The sequence below is a fragment of the Streptomyces sp. NPDC086787 genome (genome assembly GCF_044745865.1).
Taxonomy (GTDB): Bacteria; Actinomycetota; Actinomycetes; order Streptomycetales; family Streptomycetaceae; genus Streptomyces.
The window spans coordinates 219,806-238,234 of record NZ_JBIVBC010000007.1 but is presented as its reverse complement, the minus strand read 5'-3'; the positions used below and the strand labels follow the sequence as shown (position 1 = coordinate 238,234).

Genomic DNA, 18,429 nt, shown 5'->3' with positions numbered 1-18,429 from the left:
TCGACCATGTCGGGCGAACTGAGCGGGGTGAGGGTTATGGCGACCAAGGACACCGAGGGCGGCCAGCAGAAGGCGACGCGCACCACGGAAGAGGTCGAGGAGCAGACACAGGACGCACAGGCTTCCGAGGACCTCAAGGAGCGCCACGAGAAGCTGAGCGACGACGTGGACTCCGTTCTGGACGAGATCGACGATGTCCTGGAGGAGAACGCCGAGGACTTCGTGCGTGGATTCGTTCAGAAGGGGGGCGAGTAGCCTTCGGATCGAAGGTCACTCGGCGGGCCGGCCCTGGGCTGGAAAACGAAGAGGGTGTGAAGCGTTGCTCGCGGTGCAGGGAGCACAAGCCGCGGGCAGCGTTCGCGAATCGGTGAGGGGCGCGCGCCACCCGAAGCGCGACCGAGGCCTCACCGAGGCCGAGCGCGCCGCCGTGTCGCCTCCCGGACGCGGCTTGCGTGAACTGTCCGGCTGCTTCTCCCGTGCACGTGGATCACTGCCACAAGACGGGTAGGGTCCGTGGCGTACTGTGCTTCAACTGCAATTCGGCCATCGGCAAGTTGGGTGACAGTCCCGACGCCGTCCGCCGGGCCGCCGCCTATCCGGAAGGAACCTCGTGGAAGCCAATACTCGTGGCACCGGGCGTCTACCAGCTGCCTTCCTGACGCCAGGGTCTGCTTCATTCATGGACTTTCTCGCCGAGCACCAGCCCGAGCTGCTGCCCGGCAAGCGGCAGCTGCCACCCACCCAGGGTGTGATCGAGGCGCCCCACGGCACGACCATCGTCGCCGTGACCTTCCCGGGCGGCGTCGTGCTCGCCGGTGACCGCCGGGCCACCATGGGCAACATCATCGCCCAGCGGGACATCGAGAAGGTGTTCCCCGCGGACGAGTACTCGGCGGTGGGCATCGCCGGCACGGCGGGTCTGGCCGTGGAGATGGTCAAGCTCTTCCAGCTGGAGCTGGAGCACTTCGAGAAGGTCGAAGGCGCGCAGCTGTCACTCGAGGGCAAGGCGAACCGCCTGTCGACCATGATCCGGTCCAACCTGGGGATGGCCATGCAGGGCCTGGCGGTCGTCCCGCTGTTCGCCGGGTTCGACGTCGACCGCGACAAGGGGCGGATCTTCTCGTACGACGTGACGGGCGGCCGCTCCGAGGAGCACGGCTACGCGGCGACGGGTTCGGGCTCGCTGTTCGCGCGCGGTGCGATGAAGAAGCTGTTCCGTGACGACCTGACCGAGGACCAGGCGCTGACCCTGGTGGTGCAGGCTCTCTACGACGCGGCAGACGACGACTCGGCGACCGGTGGTCCCGATGTCGCCCGCCGGATCTACCCGATCGTCACCGTGATCACCGAGGACGGTTTCCGCCGGCTGACCGAGGACGAGTCGTCCGAGATCGCCCGTGCGGTGCTGGCGCGGCGTCTGGAGGAGCCGGACGGCCCGCGGGCCGCGCTTCTGTAGTACCGGAGTCGGTTTGTGCAGGTGATCGCAGTGACCTCGACAGAAAGGGACGGATAACCGGTGTCGACGCCGTTCTATGTCTCACCTCAGCAGGCGATGGCCGACCGGGCGGAGTACGCCCGCAAGGGCATCGCCCGTGGCCGGAGCCTGGTTGTGCTCCAGTATGCCGACGGCATTGTGTTCGTCGGTGAGAACCCGTCCCGCGCGCTGCACAAGTTCAGCGAGATCTATGACCGGATCGGTTTCGCGGCGGCAGGTAAGTACAACGAGTACGAGAATCTGCGCATCGGCGGTGTGCGCTACGCCGATCTGCGTGGTTACACCTACGACCGGGACGATGTGACCGCCCGCGGTCTGGCCAACGTCTATGCCCAGACGCTGGGCACGATCTTCTCCAGCGCGGCCGAGAAGCCGTACGAGGTGGAGCTGGTCGTGGCGGAGGTCGGTGACACCCCGGAGGGCGACCAGATCTACCGGCTGCCGCACGACGGGTCGATCGTGGACGAGCACGGTTCGGTCGCGGTGGGCGGCAACGCCGAGCAGATCAGTGGCTTCCTCGATCAGCGGCATCGGGACGGAATGAGTCTCGCGGAGGCGCTGAAGCTGGCGGTACAGGCCCTGTCGCGGGACACGAACGGTACGGAGCGGGAGATCCCCGCGGAGCGGCTGGAGGTCGCCGTGCTGGACCGGACGCGGCCGCAGAAGCGTAAGTTCAAGCGGATCGTGGGCCGTCAGCTGGCGCGTCTGCTGGAGGCGGACGGGGCGGCGACCGAGGCGGAGAGCTCCGAGGAGGAGTAGTCCGTCGTATCGCGTGGTCCGCGTGCTGTGTGCCCCGGCCGGTTGCCACCGGCCGGGGTTCGGTCTTTCCGGGGTCAGGAGGCCGGTGGCGGCGCTGTGGAGCCTCGTACGACGAGTTCGACGGGGATGTCCCCGTGCTGGGGCTCGCGGGCTTCCAGGACGGCCAGGAGGGCTTCCATGCCGCGTTCACCGAAGAGCTCCGCGTCGAGACGTACGGTCGTGAGTTCGGGGTCGATGGCGGTCGCGAGGGCGAGGTCGTCGAGGCCGGTGACGGAGATGTCGTCGGGGACGCGCAGCCCGAGCCGGCGGAGGGCCTTGTAGGCGCCGGCGGCGAGTTTGTCGTCGTCGCAGACGAGTGCGGTGGGGCGGGGGCCGGGTGCGGCGAGCGCCGCCTCGGTGGCGGTGCGGGCGCCTTCGATGGAGATGGGGGCGCGCACGGTGCGGATGTGTGTGCCGGGGACGGGCTCGAGCCGTGCGGCCAGTTCGTGGGTGCGTACCTCGAAGGTCCAGGAGGCCACATCGGCGGCGAGGTGCAGGAAGCGGCGGTGCCCGAGGCCGAGGAGGTGGTCGGCGACCTGGCGGACGCCGTCGGCGATGTCGAGGTTGACGGTGGCGGCGCCGAGGCTGCCGGCGGGGTCGCTGTCGAGCATGACGAGGGGGAGCTGGTCGCCGCGGATGGCGGTGAGGGCGTCGGCGGCCATGGAGGAGGCGATGACGCCGTCGAGGGCGGCCTGGGCGGAGGCGAAGGGGTCCCGGGCGGGGCCGATGCCTTCGGGCGAGGGGTACAGGACGACGCCGAAGCCGTGCTGGGCGGCGACGCGGGCGGCGCCGGTGTAGACGCCCGCGAAGAACTCGGTGGTGAGCGCGGGGACGACGAGCAGGACGGTGCGGGTGCGGCCGAGGCGCAGGTTGCGGGCGGCGAGGTTGGGGCGGTAGCCGAGGTCGCGGGCGGCTTCGCGGACGCGTTCGGCGGTGGCCTGTGAGACGCGGCCGCGCCATTTGTCGCCGAGGACGAGGGAGACGGCGGCCTGGGACACGCCGGCGGCCTGTGCGACGTCCCGGCTTGTCGGGCGCGTGCTGCTGCGTGCCACCGTGGGGTGCTCCTTCGTGCGGTGCTGTGGGGTTCGCCGTCTGGACTGGTGAACAGCGCACATGGTACGTATGGGAGTGGACGTTATACGTAACACGTGAAGGTGGGACATGGCCGCGGGATACCTGGAGATCCTCAGGACCAGACATGCGGCCCGGCTGCTGGTGGGCACGCTGGTGGGACGGCTGCCGAACGCCACGGCCGCGATCGCGCTGCTGCTGTTCGTCCGCGCGGAAGGCGGCAGCTACAGCCTCGCCGGGGCGCTCGCGGCCGTCTACGGGGTGGCCAACGCGGTGGGGCAGCCCGTGCTGGGGCGGCTGGTGGACCTGCACGGACAGCCGCGGGTGCAGCTGCCCGCCGCGGTACTGGCCGCCCTGGCGATGACCCTCTTCGCCTGCGTCGGCACCGACCCGCTGCCGCTCGCCTACGCGGCCATCGCGGCGGCCGGTCTGTTCACGCCGCCGCTGGAGGGCGGTCTGCGTGCGCTGTGGCCGTCGGTGCTGCGGGACGGGGACGAGGACGACCGGCTGCACACGGCGTACGCCATGGACGCGGTCGCCCAGGAAGTGATGTACACCGTGGGGCCGTTGCTCGTGACGCTCTGCGTGTCGCTGTGGTCCGAGCGGGCCGCGCTGCTGGTGCTGAGCGCCGTCGGTGTGCTGGGGGCGCTGTCCGTGGTCCTCTCGCCGCCCTCGCGTGCCTGGCGTTCGGCACCGCGCGAGGCGCACTGGCTGGGCGCGCTGCGGTCGCCGGGCCTGCTGGTGCTGCTCGCGGCGTTCCTGTTCGTGGGCATGGCGATGGGTGCCATCACGGTGGCCTCCGTGCCGTACGCCGACGACCATGGCGGCGACGCGGTGTACGGCTGGCTGATGGCGGGGCTGGGCCTGGGCGCGCTGCTGGGCGGCACGGTGTACGGCGCGCGGCGGTGGTCGGGCGCGCCGGAGCGGCGACTGCGGGTGCTGGTGGGCTTCCTGGCGGTGTGTTACCTGCCGCTGACGCTCATGCCGGGTGCGGTGCCGATGGTGTTGCTCTCGGTGGTGGCCGGTCTGTTTCTGGCACCCGCGATCGCCTGTGCCTTCGTACTGGTGGACCGGCACGCGCCGGGCGGCACGGTCACCGAGGCGTTCTCGTGGTTCGTGACGACGTTCACGGTGGGCGCGTCGGTGGGAACCGGCGTGGCGGGGCCGGTGGTCCAGGCGGGTGGCGCGCTGTGGGGTTTCGTCCTGCCGGGGGCGGCCGGTGCGGTGTCGTTGCTGGTGTTGCTGGCCACCGGTCGGGTCCTCGCAGCTCCCGCTGGGGGCGGGGTGGTTGCGGCTTCATCGGAAACTGATCCAAATCGTGCTGTCGAACCCCGTTTCAGCTCAGGGGATCGGGCGTAATGTTCAGTCATGGACCGCCGCATTTTCGGGCTGGAGAACGAGTACGGCGTCACGTGCACGTTCAGGGGACAGCGCCGCCTGTCGCCTGACGAGGTGGCGCGGTACCTCTTCCGCCGTGTCGTGTCATGGGGCCGTAGCAGCAATGTCTTTCTGCGCAATGGCGCCCGTCTCTATCTTGACGTGGGGTCACATCCGGAATACGCGACACCCGAATGTGACAATGTGATCGAATTGGTCACCCACGACAAGGCCGGCGAGCGCATTCTCGAAGGACTTCTGGTGGACGCGGAGCGACGCCTGCACGAGGAGGGAATCGCGGGCGACGTCTACCTCTTCAAGAACAACACGGACTCGGCGGGCAACTCCTACGGTTGCCACGAGAACTATCTGGTCGCGCGGCACGGGGAGTTCTCCCGGCTCGCGGACATCCTCATTCCGTTCCTGGTGACCCGGCAGCTGCTGTGCGGCGCGGGCAAGGTGCTCCAGACGCCGCGTGGCGCGGTGTACTGCGTCAGTCAGCGGGCGGAGCACATCTGGGAGGGCGTCTCCTCGGCGACGACCCGTTCCCGGCCGATCATCAACACCCGGGACGAACCGCACGCGGACGCGGAGCGCTACCGGCGGCTGCACGTCATCGTGGGCGATTCGAACATGTCCGAGACGACGATGCTGCTGAAGGTCGGCGCGACCGACCTGGTGCTGCGCATGATCGAGGCGGGCACGGTGATGCGCGACCTGACCCTGGAGAACCCGATCCGGGCGATCCGCGAGGTCAGCCACGACATCACGGGCCGCCGCAAGGTGCGCCTGGCCAGCGGCCGGGAGGCGTCGGCGCTGGAGGTGCAGCGGGAGTACTACGAGAAGGCGGTGGACTTCTGCGAGCGCCGGGGAATCCGCACCGGCACCGTGGAACAGGTCCTGGAGCTGTGGGGCCGGACGCTGGACGCGATCGAGTCCGAGGACCTGGACCGGATCGGCACCGAGATCGACTGGGTGATGAAGTACAAGCTCATCGAGCGGTACCGGGCCAAGCACAACATGACGATGTCTCATCCGCGTGTCGCGCAGATAGACCTCGCTTACCACGACATCCACCGTCGTCGTGGCCTGTACTACCTGCTGGAGCGGAAGGGCCAAGCGGCGCGGATCTGCAACGACTTGAAGATCTTCGAGGGCAAGTCGGTTCCGCCGCAGACGACTAGGGCGCGGTTGCGCGGTGACTTCATCCGCCGTGCGCAGGAGCAGCGCCGCGACTTCACGGTGGACTGGGTGCATCTGAAGCTGAACGACCAGGCACAGCGCACGGTGTTGTGCAAGGACCCGTTCCGTTCGGTGGACGACCGGGTGGAGAAGCTGATCGCCGGAATGTGACCGGAGTGTGGAGAGTGGAACGTTCGTGCGCCCGAGTGCGCGGACGCCACACGGGCGCCGTACGTTTCCCGTACGGCGCCCTTTCCAAGTCGTAGAGTTGCGCGCACGCCAACTGCAAGATCGACGGATTACGAGGCCCGACCGTGCGCCGACGCTCACTTCTACTTGCCGCCGTACCCACCGGACTGGTTGCTCTCGCCGGATGCGGTGACGACAAGTCCGATTCCAGCAAGGCGAGTGCCTCGCCGTCGGCGTCGGGGTCCGCCTCGCCCTCCGCGCCGCCGCCGCCGAAGATCGTCGACGGGCCGCTGCCGGCCATCACGGCGGGGACGAAGTTCAACGAGAAGCCGACGGTCGCCAAGGGTCCGGGGAAGCCGTCGCCGGATCTCGCGGTCAAGACGGTGATCGCGGGCAACGGGCAGACGGTCGCGGAGAACGACTTCATCCAGGCGAACTACCTGGGCCAGATCTGGGACACCGCCAAGGTCTTCGACAACTCGTACGACCGGAAGAAGCCGCTGCTCATCCAGCTGGCTCAGGGCAGCATCATCGACGGCTGGCGGTACGGCCTGACGGGCAAGAAGGTCGGCAGCCGTGTTGAGCTCGCGGTTCCTCCGACCTGGGGTTACGGCCCGTCGGGCAACGAGAAGGCGGGCATCAAGGGCACCGACACGCTGGTGTTCGTCATCGATGTGCTCGACGTCTTCAACGCCAAGAGCTCGTCCCAGGGCAAGGCGGTCCCGCAGGACGACGCGGCCCTGCCGAAGGTGGGCACCAACACCGACGCCAAGTCCCCGTCCATCGACATTCCGAAGTCGGACCCCCCGAAGAAGCTGGTGTCGAACTACGTGCTCGAGGGCGACGGCCCCGAGGTCGCAGCGGACCAGTCGATTCTGTGCCAGTTCAAGGGTGTGGTCTGGGACGGCGGTACGACGTTCCAGGAGACGTATGGCTCGGGGAAGCTCAGCCAGTTCGCGGTGCCGCAGATGGAGCAGATCATCAAGGGTCTGGCACAGGGTGTGACCGGCAAGAAGGTCGGCAGCCGGGTGCTGATCGTGGTGCCTCCGGACCTGGCCTACGGGGACAACCCGCCGAGCGGTGGACCGGTGAAGAAGGGGTCCACGCTGGTGTTCTCCGTGGACATCCTGGCGGCGATGTAGCAGAGGCCGTCCGGGCCGCAGCGCGTCCGGCCCGCCGCGGCGGGTGGGGGCGGCCGGGGATGAAAGACTGTCCGGGTTCCGTGTCGTACACAAGCAGGAGCTAGAGACGTGAGCATCGACAAGCCCGAGATCGACTTCCCGGGCGGCGAGCCCCCGGCCGACCTTGAGATCAAGGACATCTGGGAGGGTGACGGCGAGGTCGCGCAGGCGGGTCAGACCGTCACCGTGCACTACGTGGGTGTCGCTTTCAGCACGGGCGAGGAGTTCGACGCCAGCTGGAACCGGGGCACGCCGTTCCGCTTCCCGCTGGGTGGCGGCCGCGTCATCAAGGGCTGGGACCAGGGTGTGCAGGGCATGAAGGTCGGCGGCCGTCGCCAGCTGACCATCCCGGCCCACCTCGCCTACGGCAACCAGAGCCCGACGCCGGCGATCCAGGCCGGCGAGACGCTGATCTTCGTTGTGGACCTGCTCGCGGTCTGATCGCAGGCCGACCGGAGTTGATCAGCCGGGGCCCATGCCTGTCCGGGCATGGGCCCTCGGCTTTTGCCGCGCCACCGCGGGACGGTACGGTCAACGATCGTAAGCACCACAGGAAGGCGAAGGGCGTCGATGGCCATTGCCAAGGCTGAGCGGCTGATGAACCTGGCGCTGTGTCTGCTGGGGACGCGGCGACCGCTCAGCAAGCGGGAGCTGCGCGAGTCCATCGAGGCGTACCTCGATGCGGGCGGGGACGACTCCTTCAACCGGATGTTCGAGCGCGACAAGGACGATCTGCGCGAGCTGGGCCTGGTCATCGAGACCGTCGAGAACCTGGAGGGCGAGGTCGGTTACCTGGCCCGCCGCGACAGCAACCGGCTCCCGGCCATCACCCTGGACGCCGAGGAGGCCGCCGCGCTGGGGCTGGCCGCGAAGGTCTGGCAGCAGGCCCGGCTGGCGGGTGCGGCCAGTGGCGCCCTGCAGAAGCTGCGCGCGGCCGGGCTGCCCGAGGACGTCGACCCCTATGAGGCGCACGGCGCCCTGGAGCCGCGCATCCCGGTGCACGAGGCCGCGTTCGAACCGCTGATGCTGGCCTGCCGTGACCGCCGTCCGGTGGTCTTCGACTACCGCAAGGCGAGCGCCGCCCACCCCGAGGTCCGGCATGTCGAACCGTGGGCGCTCGAATGCTGGCGCGGCCACTGGTACCTGGCGGGCTGGGACCGCGACCGGGGCGCCGAGCGGGTCTTCAGGCTGTCCAGGATCACCGGGAAGGTTCGTTCCCGGGGGACGGGTTTCACCGTCCCGGTGCCGGACGTGGTCACCGTGCGCGAGACGGTCGCGGGCTGGGCGGGGGAGATCACCGACCGCTCGGCGTTGATCCGGCTGCGCTCGGACGCCGGATACCCCCTTCGGGCGAAGGCCACCTCGGTCCGGGAACTCGGTGACGGCTGGGACGAGTTGGAGATTCCGTACGGGCACGGCCTGGACGCATGGCTGGTGGAGTTCGGGCCCGACGTGGTGGTCCTGGAGCCGGCCGAGCTGCGTGCGGACGTGGTGGACCGGCTGTGTGCCGTGGCCAAGGGCTGAGGGGGAGCGGAGCAAGACTGTGGCAGGAAAACCGGCCAGGGCAGTGAACGCCATCGACCAGACCCGGCGGATGCTGTCCCTGGTGACCTATCTGAGGGAGCGCCCCGGCGCCCGGGTCGCGGACGTCGCGCGCGCCTTCGGCATCACCGAGGACGAGCTGGTCTCCGACCTCGACGTGCTGCCCATGTGCGGCACCAGCTTCCGCGGCGGTGATCTGCTGGACATCGACACCGACGGTGAGCGGATCTGGTGGCACAACCCGGCCGCGCTCGGCGCGGAGGCCGCCGAGCCGCTCAGGCTGGCCGCCGACGAGGCGACCGCACTGCTGGTGGCCGCCCGAGCCGTGGCGACGCTGCCGGGACTGCGGGAGGGTGACCGGCAGGCGCTGCTGCGGGCGACGGCCAAGGTCGAGACGGCGGCCGGCGAGGCGGCGGGTGCCAGCTCGCGTCTGTCGGTGACCTTCGAGTCCGAGGGTGGTGTCTTCGCCGATGTCGACCGGGCGATCTCCGAGCGCCGCCGCCTGTGGATCCGCTACTACTCGCCCGCCCGCGACGAGGTCACCGAGCGCGAGATCGACCCGATCCGCCTGGTCAGCGTCGGACACACCTATGTGGAGGCCTGGTGCCGCCGGTCCGAGGCGCGGCGCACCTTCCGGCTGGACCGGGTCGCGGAGATCCGGATCCTGGACGAGCCGTCGGCACCACCCGAGATCGAGCCGCGGGACCTGTCCGAGGCACTGGTGCAGCCGGCCGCCGAGGACCCGGAGGTCGTCGTCGAGGTCGGCCCCGGCGGTCGCTGGGTGGCGGAGTACTACCCGCACGACAGCGCGGACGAGCTCCCCGACGGCGGGCTGCGGATCACCCTGCGCACCCCCGACCCGGCCTCGCTCAGAAGGCTGGCGCTGCGTCTGGGCCGTGAGGGCCGGATCGTCTCGCCGCCCGAGCTGGCCGACAGCGCGCGCCGGGCCGCCCGGGAGGCGCTCGCCGCGTATGACGGGGTGGAGGCGGCTGCGGTGCGTGGCGTCGGGGACACGGGCGGGGCCGACGGCACGCCGGAGTGAACCACCCCGGCGGTGACTCCGGCCGCGGTGCCTCGAAGAGCGGTGCCCCGAAGAGCGGTGGACGACCAGAAGAAGAGGAGCGAGGGCTTTGAGCGAGTCTCCGGTGTCCGGTGTGCGGGACATGACGGTCGCGGCGGCGTTCGCGGGTATGCGGTCCGTGGTCCCCGTGGTGTTCCGGGCCGGCTGCCCGGACTGCCGCGGACGCTTCGAGCTCTCCGCGAGCGCACTGCGGCTCGCCATCGGCGGCAGCAGCCGTACGACCTTCTACTCCTTCGCCTGCCCGGACTGCGGGACCACGGTCCGCAAACCCGCCGGTGAGCGCATCGTGGAGCTGCTGACCGGGGGCGGGGTCAGAACACTGCGGCTGCACTCCACCGCCTGAGGGCGTCGGGTGCGCCACCGCCCCGCCGGTGCACAGGGCCCGGGGCACTAGGCTCGGCGTCATGTTCTGGCCGATGTTCGCGGTAGCTGTGGGTTTCGTGGGTCTCGCCGTGCTCGGTGTGCTCGCGGTGCGGGTCTTCCTCGAGGCGCGGCGCCTGGGTGCGCAGGTCGCGGACTCCGCGCGGCGCATCAACCGCGCGGCCGAGGACCTGGAGCGGGCGTCCGTCAGCGTGGCGCGTGCCGCGGACGCGCTGTGAATGGCGTTTTGCGTGACTTCGCCCTGTCATGCTGACTGTCCCGGCAGGTACGCTGCTGTTCGCGGCGCGGAAAACGAGGCCCGCGCAGCTGACCGGGAGTACGCATGGGGATTGCTTCTCGTTTACCCCCGAGCGTTACGATCGCTGTCAGTACCATCACTCGGGCATATGTCCGACTGATCGGACAGCACCCCACCCAGCCGCCTCGGTGAGAAGGTAAAGACTTATGTTCGGAAGGCTCGGCGCTCCCGAGATCATTCTCATCCTCGTCGTCATCGTTCTGCTGTTCGGCGCGAAGAAGCTTCCGGACATGGCCCGCTCGCTCGGCAAGTCCGCTCGCATCCTCAAGAGCGAGGCCAAGGCGATGAAGGAAGACAGCCACACCTCGGCTCCGGCAGGTCCGCCGAACCCCGGCGAGCAGCCCCCGGCGCAGCGCACCATCCAGGCGTCTCCCGGCGACGTGAACAGCTCACGCCCGGTCAACGAGCCGTCGGACACCACCCAGCGCTGACGCACGGCCGGTAGCCCCGGCCTGCCGCACGAGATGAGGACGTGGGTTGCTCAAGTCTGCCCGCAAGCAGGAGAGGGATCCCGAGGGGCGGATGCCCCTCGCGGATCATCTTCGCGAGCTCCGCAACCGGCTCGCGAAGGCGATGCTGGCCATCGTCGTCGTGACGATCCTCGCCGCCTTCTTCTACAACGACATCATCAACTACCTGACCAAGCCGATCCTGGACTCGGTCGGGTGTCACAAGACCTTCTCGGAGCTGGCCCAGGGGGGTGACGACAAGAAGTGCGCGCAGATCACCATCAACGGTCTGCTCGCGCCGTTCACGCTGGCTCTCCAGGTGTCCCTGACGGCCGGCGTCGTGTTCGCCTCGCCGGTCTGGCTCTACCAGCTGTGGGCCTTCGTCGCGCCGGGTCTGCACCGGCACGAGAAGAAGTACGCGTACGCCTTCGTCTTCACCGGAGTCCCGCTCTTCCTCGGCGGCGCCTACTTCGCCTACGCGGTGCTGCCGACCACGGCCGAGGTACTGATCCAGTTCACGCCGAACGTCAGAATCACCAACCTGCTGCCGCTCGACGACCTGCTTCAGCTGGTCACCCGGATGGTGCTCGTCTTCGGAATCTCGTTCGAGCTTCCCCTGCTGCTCGTCATGCTCAACCTCACCGGAGTGATCACGGGCCGGCGCATGCTCGGCTGGTGGCGCGGCATGATCCTCGGCATCACGATCTTCGCCGCCGTGGCCACGCCGAGCACCGACCCGCTGTCCATGCTGGCGCTGGCCGGTCCGATCTGCGTGCTGTACTTCGGCGCGGTCGCCTTCTCGCTGGTGAACGACAAGCGCAGGCGCCGCCGGGAGGCCGACGGCCCGGGCGACGACGAGGCGTCCGACCTGGATCTCACCCCCGAGGACATCGGCACGGTGGAGGCCGTCCCGGCCGGCCGGGCGCTGCCCGCACAGTCGAGCACGGACCGGGTCAACGGATACGACGACGTGACCTGACCCCACGTCGCCACACGCCGAACAGGTGCCCCTGTCCCACCGGGACGGGGGCACCCGGTCTTTGTCGTCTCCTGGGATAATGATCGTCCTGTTGTCAGTGTGGCCCGGTACGCTCGAAAGCACGATGACAGAGGATCTCTCACCGGCCGAGCGGTACGCGGCAGCCCGCAGGCGGGCAGCCGAGCAGGCCACCGCGCTCGCCTCCTTTCGCGAGATGTACGACTTCGGCCTCGACCCCTTCCAGATCGAGGCCTGCCAGGCGCTCGAAGCGGGGAAGGGCGTGCTGGTGGCCGCCCCCACCGGCTCAGGCAAGACGATCGTCGGCGAGTTCGCCGTGCACCTCGCCCTCGGGCAGGGCAAGAAGTGCTTCTACACGACACCCATCAAGGCGCTGTCGAACCAGAAGTACGCCGACCTGTGCCGCCGCTACGGCTCGGACAAGGTGGGCCTGCTCACCGGCGACAACAGCGTCAACTCCGACGCCCCGGTGGTCGTGATGACCACCGAGGTCCTGCGGAACATGCTCTACGCGGGCTCACAGACCCTTCTCGGCCTCGGCTACGTGGTCATGGACGAGGTGCACTACCTCTCCGACCGCTTCCGCGGCGCCGTCTGGGAGGAGGTGATCATCCACCTGCCCGAGTCGGTGACCCTCGTGTCACTGTCGGCGACCGTGTCCAATGCGGAGGAGTTCGGCGACTGGCTGGACACCGTCCGCGGTGACACCGAGGTGATCGTCTCCGAGCACCGGCCGGTCCCGCTGTTCCAGCACGTGCTCGCCGGACGCCGGATGTACGACCTGTTCGAGGAGGGCGAGGGCCACAAGAAGGCCGTCAACCCCGACCTCGTGCGGCTGGCCCGCATGGAGGCGAGCCGTCCGTCGTTCCAGGACCGCAGGCGCGGCCGCGCGATGCGCGAGGCCGACCGCGAGCGGGAGCGCAGACAGCGCTCGCGGGTGTGGACGCCCGGCCGGCCCGAGGTCATCGAGCGGCTCGACGCCGAAGGCCTGCTGCCCGCCATCACCTTCATCTTCAGCCGCGCGGCCTGCGAGGCCGCCGTTCAGCAGTGCCTGTACGCGGGTCTGCGACTCAACGACGAGCAGGCGCGGGACAAGGTCCGTGCCCTCGTCGAGGAGCGCACCGCCGCCATTCCCACCGAGGACCTGCATGTTCTCGGCTACTACGAGTGGCTGGAGGGCCTGGAGCGCGGCATCGCCGCCCACCACGCGGGCATGCTCCCGACCTTCAAGGAGGTCGTCGAGGAACTCTTCGTCCGCGGCCTGGTGAAGGCGGTCTTCGCCACCGAGACGCTCGCGCTGGGCATCAACATGCCGGCCCGTTCCGTGGTGCTGGAGAAACTGGTCAAGTGGAACGGCGAGCAGCACGCCGACATCACCCCCGGCGAGTACACGCAGTTGACCGGCCGCGCGGGCCGGCGCGGCATCGACGTCGAGGGCCACGCCGTGGTGCTGTGGCAGCGCGGCATGAGCCCCGAGCACCTCGCGGGACTCGCCGGCACCCGTACGTATCCGCTGCGCTCCAGCTTCAAGCCGTCGTACAACATGGCGGTCAACCTGGTCGACCAGTTCGGGCGGCACCGCTCGCGCGAACTGCTGGAGACGTCCTTCGCGCAGTTCCAGGCCGACAGATCGGTGGTCGGGATCTCCCGGCAGGTGCAGCGCAACGAGGAGGGGCTGTCGGGCTACCAGGAGTCGATGACCTGCCACCTCGGCGACTTCGAGGAGTACGCGCGGCTGCGCCGTGAGCTCAAGGACCGGGAGACCGAACTGGCCCGGCAGGGAGTCACGCAGCGGCGTGCGGAGGCCGCGGTGGCGCTGGAGAGGCTGAAGCCGGGCGACGTCATCCACGTGCCCACCGGGAAGTACGCGGGCCTGGCCCTGGTGCTGGACCCGGGCCTGCCCGCCGGGCGTTCCAACGGACACCGCGGCTTCGAGCAGCACGACGGGCCGCGCCCGCTGGTGCTGACCGCCGAGCGGCAGGTCAAGCGGCTCGCCGCGATGGACTTCCCGGTGCCCGTCGAACCGCTGGAGCGGATGAGGATCCCGAAGTCCTTCAACCCGCGCTCCCCGCAGTCCCGCCGGGACCTGGCCTCCGCGCTGCGCGCCAAGGCCGGGCACATTCCGCCGGAGCGCGCTCGCAAGAAGCGGGCGCAGGCCGCCGACGACCGGGAGATCGCCCGGCTGCGCACCGCCCTGCGCGCCCACCCCTGCCACGGTTGCAACGACCGTGAGGACCACGCCCGCTGGGCCGAGCGCTACCACCGGCTGCTGCGCGACACCTCGCAGCTGGAGCGGCGCATCGAAGGCCGCACGAACACGATCGCGCGCACCTTCGACCGGATCGTGGCGCTGCTGACCGAACTCGACTACCTGCGCGGCGACGAGGTCACCGAGCACGGCAAGCGGCTCGCCCGGCTGTACGGCGAGCTGGACCTGCTGGCGAGCGAGTGTCTGCGCGACGGTGTCTGGGAGGGCCTGGCACCCGCCGAACTCGCCGCCTGCGTCTCCGCTTTGGTGTACGAGTCCCGGGTCGGCGACGACGCCATGGCGCCGAAGCTGCCCTCCGGCAAGGCGAAGGCCGCGCTCGGCGAGATGGTCCGTATCTGGGGCCGGCTCGACGGCCTGGAGGAAGACTTCCGGATCAGCCAGACCGAGGGCGTGGGCCAGCGTGAGCCCGACCTCGGCTTCGCCTGGGCCGCGTACATGTGGGCGTCGGACAAGGGACTCGACGAGGTGCTGCGCGAGGCGGAGATGCCGGCCGGCGACTTCGTCCGGTGGTGCAAGCAGGTGATCGACGTACTGGGGCAGATCTCGGCGGCGGCCCCTGCCACGGAGGGCTCGACCGTGGCCAGGACCGCGCGCAAGGCGGTCGATCAGTTGCTGCGGGGTGTGGTCGCGTACTCGTCCGTGGGGTGATGCGGGACCTGGCAGGAACGTGAGGGGGGCGTCAATCCGACGCCCCCCTCTCACTCGTAACGGTGAGTTACCTTCGCACGTCTGTGCACCGCTACTCGCTGTGTGCGAATGTTGTCTGAGCGTGCAAATGGAGCCGAGGGTACCCCTGGGGCGCGGACGATTTCAGGTGCTTCCCGAATATGACACGGCGATGATCCGGTCGGACTAAGCTCGCCCGCGGCGCACCGAGTTGAGGTGAAATCGTGCGCTTGTTCGCAAAAATTACGAAGATCCTGACAACTTCGGAACTCTTCCCCTCAACGCCACCCCCCACACCCAACCCCCCACCCACTCCACGACACCCAGCCGATCCATCTCAGAGGGCATACACATGGTGAGTGTTCAATCGCCCCCCGACGGTCGTGAACTTCTTTATGCGCGTGCGCTGTTGCTGCCGGCCATAGCGATGGCCGCGGTGACCGGGACCGCCGTCGCCCTGGTGGCGGAGTCCGCCCGGACCGCCGTAGGCCTGTGCGGCGCCGTCGCCACCCTGCTGGTGGCCGCCGCCGCGGCGCAGGCGGTACGGCGCGGACGTCACCTGGCGGACCTGCGCGCCGAGCACGCCCGTCACACCACGTATCTGGAGGGGCGGCTCGCCGCCCACGACGAGGAGATCGTCCGGCTCGGCAAGGACATCGTGCCGACCGCCCTCCGTCACCTGCGTCGCGGGCAGTCCCCTCGCGAGGTGATGCACACGGTCTTCGACTCCGACCCCGCACTGAGGCACCTCCCCGACGCACAGCGTGACTTGGTCCGTCTCATCCTCAAGATCGTGGATGACGAGGAGTCCACGCGGGACGCGGCACAGCGCTCCTTCGTCAACATCGCCCAGCGTGTCCAGGCGATCGTCCACCAGCAGGCGGACGAGCTCCGGGAAATGGAGGAGGACCACGGCCGCAACCCCGAGGTCTTCGACGACCTGCTGCGTCTCGACCACGGCACCGCGCTGATCGGCCGTCTCGCCGACTCCATCTCCGTCATCGGCGGCGGCCGCCCGGGGCGCCAGTGGCCCAACCCCGTCGCCCTCTACAGCGTGCTGCGCGGCGCCATGTCCCGGATCCTGGAGTACCGGCGCATCGACCTGTCCTCCATCGCCAAGGTCAACATCAAGGGCACCTGCGTCGAGCCGGTCATCCACGCCGCCGCCGAACTCCTCGACAACGCCACCCGCTACTCGCCGCCGAACACCAAGGTGCACGTCACCGCCACCGAGGTGCAGACCGGAGTGGCCATCGAGATCGAGGACGGCGGCGTCAGCCTCAGCGAGGAGGCCCGCGCCCGGGTCGAGAACATGCTGGAGCGCGCCAAGGCCGGCGTCGACCTCGACAACCTCGGTGAGAGCCCGCGCCTCGGCCTCGCCGTCGTCGGCCGCCTCTGCTCCACATACAACATGCAGGTCTCGCTGCGCGCCTCGGCCTACGGAGGGGTCCGTGCCGTCCTCGTCGTGCCCAGCAACATGATGACCACCGAGCCCGCCCCCGGCCTCGCCCACGGCATCGGCGCCACCGGTGTCCCCAAGGCCGAACTCGGCGCGCTGGAGGGCCCCAAGCGGCCGCCCAAGAAGCGACGCCCCACCAGCCCGCGCATCCCCGCCGGGATCTCCATGGAGGACGACGCCCCCGAGGTCACCGAGTGGACGGCGAACGGCCTGCCCCAGCGGCGCCGGAAGATCAAGACCTCGCTGGCGCAGCGGATCGCCGAGCAGGCCGCCATCGACCAGGCCGAACGCGAGGGCAGACCGACCATCTGGTCGCAGCACAAACCCGAGCCGGAACCCGAGCCGGAGATCGACCCCGAGCGGCAGAAACTGTTGGACCGTGAGCCCGGCATGTGGGTCGAGGCGTTCTGGGACGGCCTCAAGGAAGGCAACCCGGCCGCGGATCCGACCGACTTCACCCGGAACCCGACCGCGTACCTGCACCTGATCGAGAAGCCGGCCCGCACCGAGGCCGACGACGAGGGGAACCCCAAGTGATCCAGCAGCGAACCAACTTCGATTGGATGCTCAAGGACCTCGCCGACGGCGTTCCGGGCATCGAGATGATCGTGGTGCTCTCCTCCGACGGACTGCGCATCGCCCGCCACGGCGGCGACCCCGACTCCGCCGACCGTCTCGCCGCCGCCTGTGCCGGCGTGCAGAGCCTGGCGGGCGCCGTGGCCCAGGAGCTCCCCGGCAGCAGCGGTGACATGAAGCTGGTCGTCATCGAGATCGACGGCGGCTACTTCTACCTGATGTCGGCGGGTGCCAACGCCTATCTCGCGGTGCTCGCCGACGTGCTCTGCGAGCCCGGCCGGATGAGCGGCCGGATGCGTGACCTCGTCGTCCGTATCGGTGCCCACCTCACGAGTCCACCCAGGCGGAACGGGCAGACCGTATGACCGCTCCGCAACGCAAACGGCAACACCCCCAACCGGCACCGCCCCCGCCGCCCCCCATGGCGGGGGAGGCCGCACAGGGCGAACCCGGCAAGACCGAGAAGAATCCCGAACGGCTGTACGTCATCACCGGTGCCGCCGACGGAGGGCGCGCCGAACTCGACCTGGTCACGCTCATCGTGGCCGGGGCCGACCCGCCGCCGTCCGTCCCCCCGGAGCAGGCCGCACTGCTCCGGCTCTGTACCTCCCCCCTCTCGGTGGCCGAGCTCTCGGCCTATCTCCATCTGCCGTTCAGCGCGATGACCGTGCTGATCACCGAGCTGATCACGGCCGAACTGGTACAGGTACGGGTCCCTATCGTCCGCCAGGCGCTCCCCGACCGTTCACTCCTCGAAGCGGTGATGCATGGACTTCAAAAACTCTGACACCGTCCCCGGTCCACGGGCCGAGGACCACCTGCCGCAGACGGCTCAGGCCGCGGTGAAGATCGTGATCGTGGGCGGCTTCGGAGTCGGCAAGACCACCATGGTCGGCTCGGTCAGTGAGATCAGACCGCTGACCACCGAGGAGACCATGACCGAGGCCGGTGTCGGGATCGACGACAACTACGGCTCCGACTCCAAGACGGCGACCACCGTCGCCATGGACTTCGGTCGCATCAGCATCACCGAGAGACTCGTGCTCTACCTCTTCGGCACTCCTGGCCAGGAACGCTTCTGGTTCCTGTGGAACGGGTTGTTCGAGGGCGCTCTCGGCGCGGTCGTGCTGGTCGACACCCGCCGCCTGGACGTCAGCTTCGACGCCGTGGGGCGTCTCGAAGAGCGCGGCGTGCCCTTCGTCGTCGCCGTCAACTCCTTCCCGGACGGGCCCCGTCACCCGATCGAGGAACTGCGTGCGGCGCTCGACCTGTCCCCGGAAATCCCCATCGTGGAGTGCGACGCGCGGCGCCGGGCGTCCAGCCGCGACGTCCTGATGACCCTGATGCGCTTCCTGCACTCGCTGGCCATGCAGGGCGTGCTCGCCTGACCCCACGGAACCCGGATCCCCTCAGCTTCG

At 69.4% G+C, this 18,429-nt stretch carries 20 protein-coding genes; 19 read left to right on the top strand and 1 reads right to left on the bottom strand.

All coding sequences use genetic code 11. From position 1 onward, the window contains the following. The first annotated feature begins 36 nt into the window (after nt 1–36). From ACIPK3_RS19415 to prcA, 4 genes are all read left to right on the top strand, one after another. Entirely contained in the window at nt 37–255 is a 219-nt protein-coding gene (locus ACIPK3_RS19415) for a ubiquitin-like protein Pup (RefSeq protein ID WP_402571161.1), read from the top strand. 197 nt (nt 256–452) lie between these two features. Then, nucleotides 453–659, top strand: a complete 207-nt coding sequence (locus tag ACIPK3_RS19410) for an endonuclease VII domain-containing protein (RefSeq protein WP_402571159.1) — start codon at nt 453–455, stop codon at nt 657–659. Continuing rightward, complete coding sequence (gene prcB / locus ACIPK3_RS19405; RefSeq protein WP_402571158.1) at nt 611–1,456, top strand: proteasome subunit beta; 846 nt, start codon at nt 611–613, stop codon at nt 1,454–1,456. The genes ACIPK3_RS19410 and prcB overlap by 49 nt, the downstream gene beginning before the upstream one ends. 60 nt (nt 1,457–1,516) lie before the next feature. Further along, the gene (gene prcA / locus ACIPK3_RS19400; protein WP_402571156.1) at nt 1,517–2,254 is read left to right on the top strand and encodes a proteasome subunit alpha; all 738 of its coding nucleotides are present in this window, start codon (nt 1,517–1,519) and stop codon (nt 2,252–2,254) included. 74 nt (nt 2,255–2,328) lie between these two features. Here the strand turns inward: prcA and ACIPK3_RS19395 are convergent, their stop codons facing one another. Continuing rightward, a complete protein-coding gene (locus ACIPK3_RS19395) occupies nt 2,329–3,345 on the bottom strand; it encodes a LacI family DNA-binding transcriptional regulator (protein WP_402571154.1) in 1,017 nt (338 codons plus the stop codon). 109 nt (nt 3,346–3,454) lie between these two features. Here ACIPK3_RS19395 and ACIPK3_RS19390 point away from each other — a divergent pair, with 109 nt between their 5' ends. From ACIPK3_RS19390 to ACIPK3_RS19320, 15 genes are all read left to right on the top strand, one after another. Then, nucleotides 3,455–4,723 carry an MFS transporter gene (locus tag ACIPK3_RS19390; RefSeq protein ID WP_402571152.1) on the top strand — a complete coding sequence of 423 codons (1,269 nt, stop codon included), beginning with the start codon at nt 3,455–3,457 and terminating at the stop codon, nt 4,721–4,723. A gap of 9 nt (nt 4,724–4,732) precedes the next feature. Further along, complete coding sequence (pafA, locus tag ACIPK3_RS19385) at nt 4,733–6,094, top strand: Pup--protein ligase (RefSeq protein WP_402571150.1); 1,362 nt, start codon at nt 4,733–4,735, stop codon at nt 6,092–6,094. Nucleotides 6,095–6,237: 143 nt separating this feature from the next. Then, the gene (locus ACIPK3_RS19380; RefSeq protein ID WP_402571148.1) at nt 6,238–7,254 is read left to right on the top strand and encodes an FKBP-type peptidyl-prolyl cis-trans isomerase; all 1,017 of its coding nucleotides are present in this window, start codon (nt 6,238–6,240) and stop codon (nt 7,252–7,254) included. Nucleotides 7,255–7,362: 108 nt separating this feature from the next. Beyond that, nucleotides 7,363–7,734, top strand: coding sequence for an FKBP-type peptidyl-prolyl cis-trans isomerase (locus ACIPK3_RS19375; protein WP_402571146.1), 372 nt, complete (start codon nt 7,363–7,365; stop codon nt 7,732–7,734). Between the two features lie 129 nt (nt 7,735–7,863). Beyond that, complete coding sequence (locus ACIPK3_RS19370) at nt 7,864–8,817, top strand: helix-turn-helix transcriptional regulator (RefSeq protein ID WP_402571145.1); 954 nt, start codon at nt 7,864–7,866, stop codon at nt 8,815–8,817. Between the two features lie 19 nt (nt 8,818–8,836). Continuing rightward, nucleotides 8,837–9,877: a helix-turn-helix transcriptional regulator gene (locus ACIPK3_RS19365; protein ID WP_402571143.1), complete on the top strand. Its 1,041-nt coding sequence runs from the start codon at nt 8,837–8,839 to the stop codon at nt 9,875–9,877. A gap of 88 nt (nt 9,878–9,965) precedes the next feature. Further along, the gene (locus ACIPK3_RS19360) at nt 9,966–10,259 is read left to right on the top strand and encodes a hypothetical protein (protein ID WP_402571142.1); all 294 of its coding nucleotides are present in this window, start codon (nt 9,966–9,968) and stop codon (nt 10,257–10,259) included. Nucleotides 10,260–10,320: 61 nt separating this feature from the next. Beyond that, complete coding sequence (locus tag ACIPK3_RS19355) at nt 10,321–10,515, top strand: hypothetical protein (protein ID WP_402571140.1); 195 nt, start codon at nt 10,321–10,323, stop codon at nt 10,513–10,515. 226 nt (nt 10,516–10,741) lie between these two features. Further along, complete coding sequence (gene tatA, locus ACIPK3_RS19350; RefSeq protein ID WP_402571139.1) at nt 10,742–11,026, top strand: Sec-independent protein translocase subunit TatA; 285 nt, start codon at nt 10,742–10,744, stop codon at nt 11,024–11,026. A 46-nt stretch (nt 11,027–11,072) separates the two neighbouring features. Then, nucleotides 11,073–12,023, top strand: a complete 951-nt coding sequence (tatC, locus tag ACIPK3_RS19345; protein WP_402571137.1) for a twin-arginine translocase subunit TatC — start codon at nt 11,073–11,075, stop codon at nt 12,021–12,023. 79 nt (nt 12,024–12,102) lie between these two features. Further along, nucleotides 12,103–14,958 carry a DEAD/DEAH box helicase gene (locus tag ACIPK3_RS19340; RefSeq protein WP_402571136.1) on the top strand — a complete coding sequence of 952 codons (2,856 nt, stop codon included), beginning with the start codon at nt 12,103–12,105 and terminating at the stop codon, nt 14,956–14,958. 370 nt (nt 14,959–15,328) lie between these two features. After that, a complete protein-coding gene (locus ACIPK3_RS19335; protein WP_402571134.1) occupies nt 15,329–16,972 on the top strand; it encodes a sensor histidine kinase in 1,644 nt (547 codons plus the stop codon). Then, a complete protein-coding gene (locus ACIPK3_RS19330; protein ID WP_402571132.1) occupies nt 16,969–17,376 on the top strand; it encodes a roadblock/LC7 domain-containing protein in 408 nt (135 codons plus the stop codon). Before ACIPK3_RS19335 ends, ACIPK3_RS19330 begins: the two co-directional genes overlap by 4 nt. Next, nucleotides 17,373–17,798, top strand: coding sequence for a DUF742 domain-containing protein (locus ACIPK3_RS19325; RefSeq protein ID WP_402571131.1), 426 nt, complete (start codon nt 17,373–17,375; stop codon nt 17,796–17,798). Before ACIPK3_RS19330 ends, ACIPK3_RS19325 begins: the two co-directional genes overlap by 4 nt. Then, nucleotides 17,779–18,399, top strand: a complete 621-nt coding sequence (locus tag ACIPK3_RS19320) for a GTP-binding protein (RefSeq protein WP_402571129.1) — start codon at nt 17,779–17,781, stop codon at nt 18,397–18,399. The genes ACIPK3_RS19325 and ACIPK3_RS19320 overlap by 20 nt, the downstream gene beginning before the upstream one ends. The last annotated feature ends 30 nt before the right edge of the window (nt 18,400–18,429 follow it).

Bases quoted from the DNA above. Each gene is read 5' to 3' on its own strand.
- tatA (WP_402571139.1), top strand. From the start codon at position 10,742: ATGTTCGGAAGGCTCGGCGCTCCCGAGATCATTCTCATCCTCGTCGTC.
- pafA (WP_402571150.1), top strand. From the start codon at position 4,733: ATGGACCGCCGCATTTTCGGGCTGGAGAACGAGTACGGCGTCACGTGC.
- ACIPK3_RS19325 (WP_402571131.1), top strand. From the start codon at position 17,373: ATGACCGCTCCGCAACGCAAACGGCAACACCCCCAACCGGCACCGCCC.
- ACIPK3_RS19390 (WP_402571152.1), top strand. From the start codon at position 3,455: ATGGCCGCGGGATACCTGGAGATCCTCAGGACCAGACATGCGGCCCGG.
- ACIPK3_RS19320 (WP_402571129.1), top strand. From the start codon at position 17,779: ATGGACTTCAAAAACTCTGACACCGTCCCCGGTCCACGGGCCGAGGAC.
- ACIPK3_RS19335 (WP_402571134.1), top strand. From the start codon at position 15,329: ATGGTGAGTGTTCAATCGCCCCCCGACGGTCGTGAACTTCTTTATGCG.
- ACIPK3_RS19415 (WP_402571161.1), top strand. From the start codon at position 37: ATGGCGACCAAGGACACCGAGGGCGGCCAGCAGAAGGCGACGCGCACC.
- ACIPK3_RS19355 (WP_402571140.1), top strand. From the start codon at position 10,321: ATGTTCTGGCCGATGTTCGCGGTAGCTGTGGGTTTCGTGGGTCTCGCC.
- ACIPK3_RS19340 (WP_402571136.1), top strand. From the start codon at position 12,103: ATGATCGTCCTGTTGTCAGTGTGGCCCGGTACGCTCGAAAGCACGATG.
- ACIPK3_RS19370 (WP_402571145.1), top strand. From the start codon at position 7,864: ATGGCCATTGCCAAGGCTGAGCGGCTGATGAACCTGGCGCTGTGTCTG.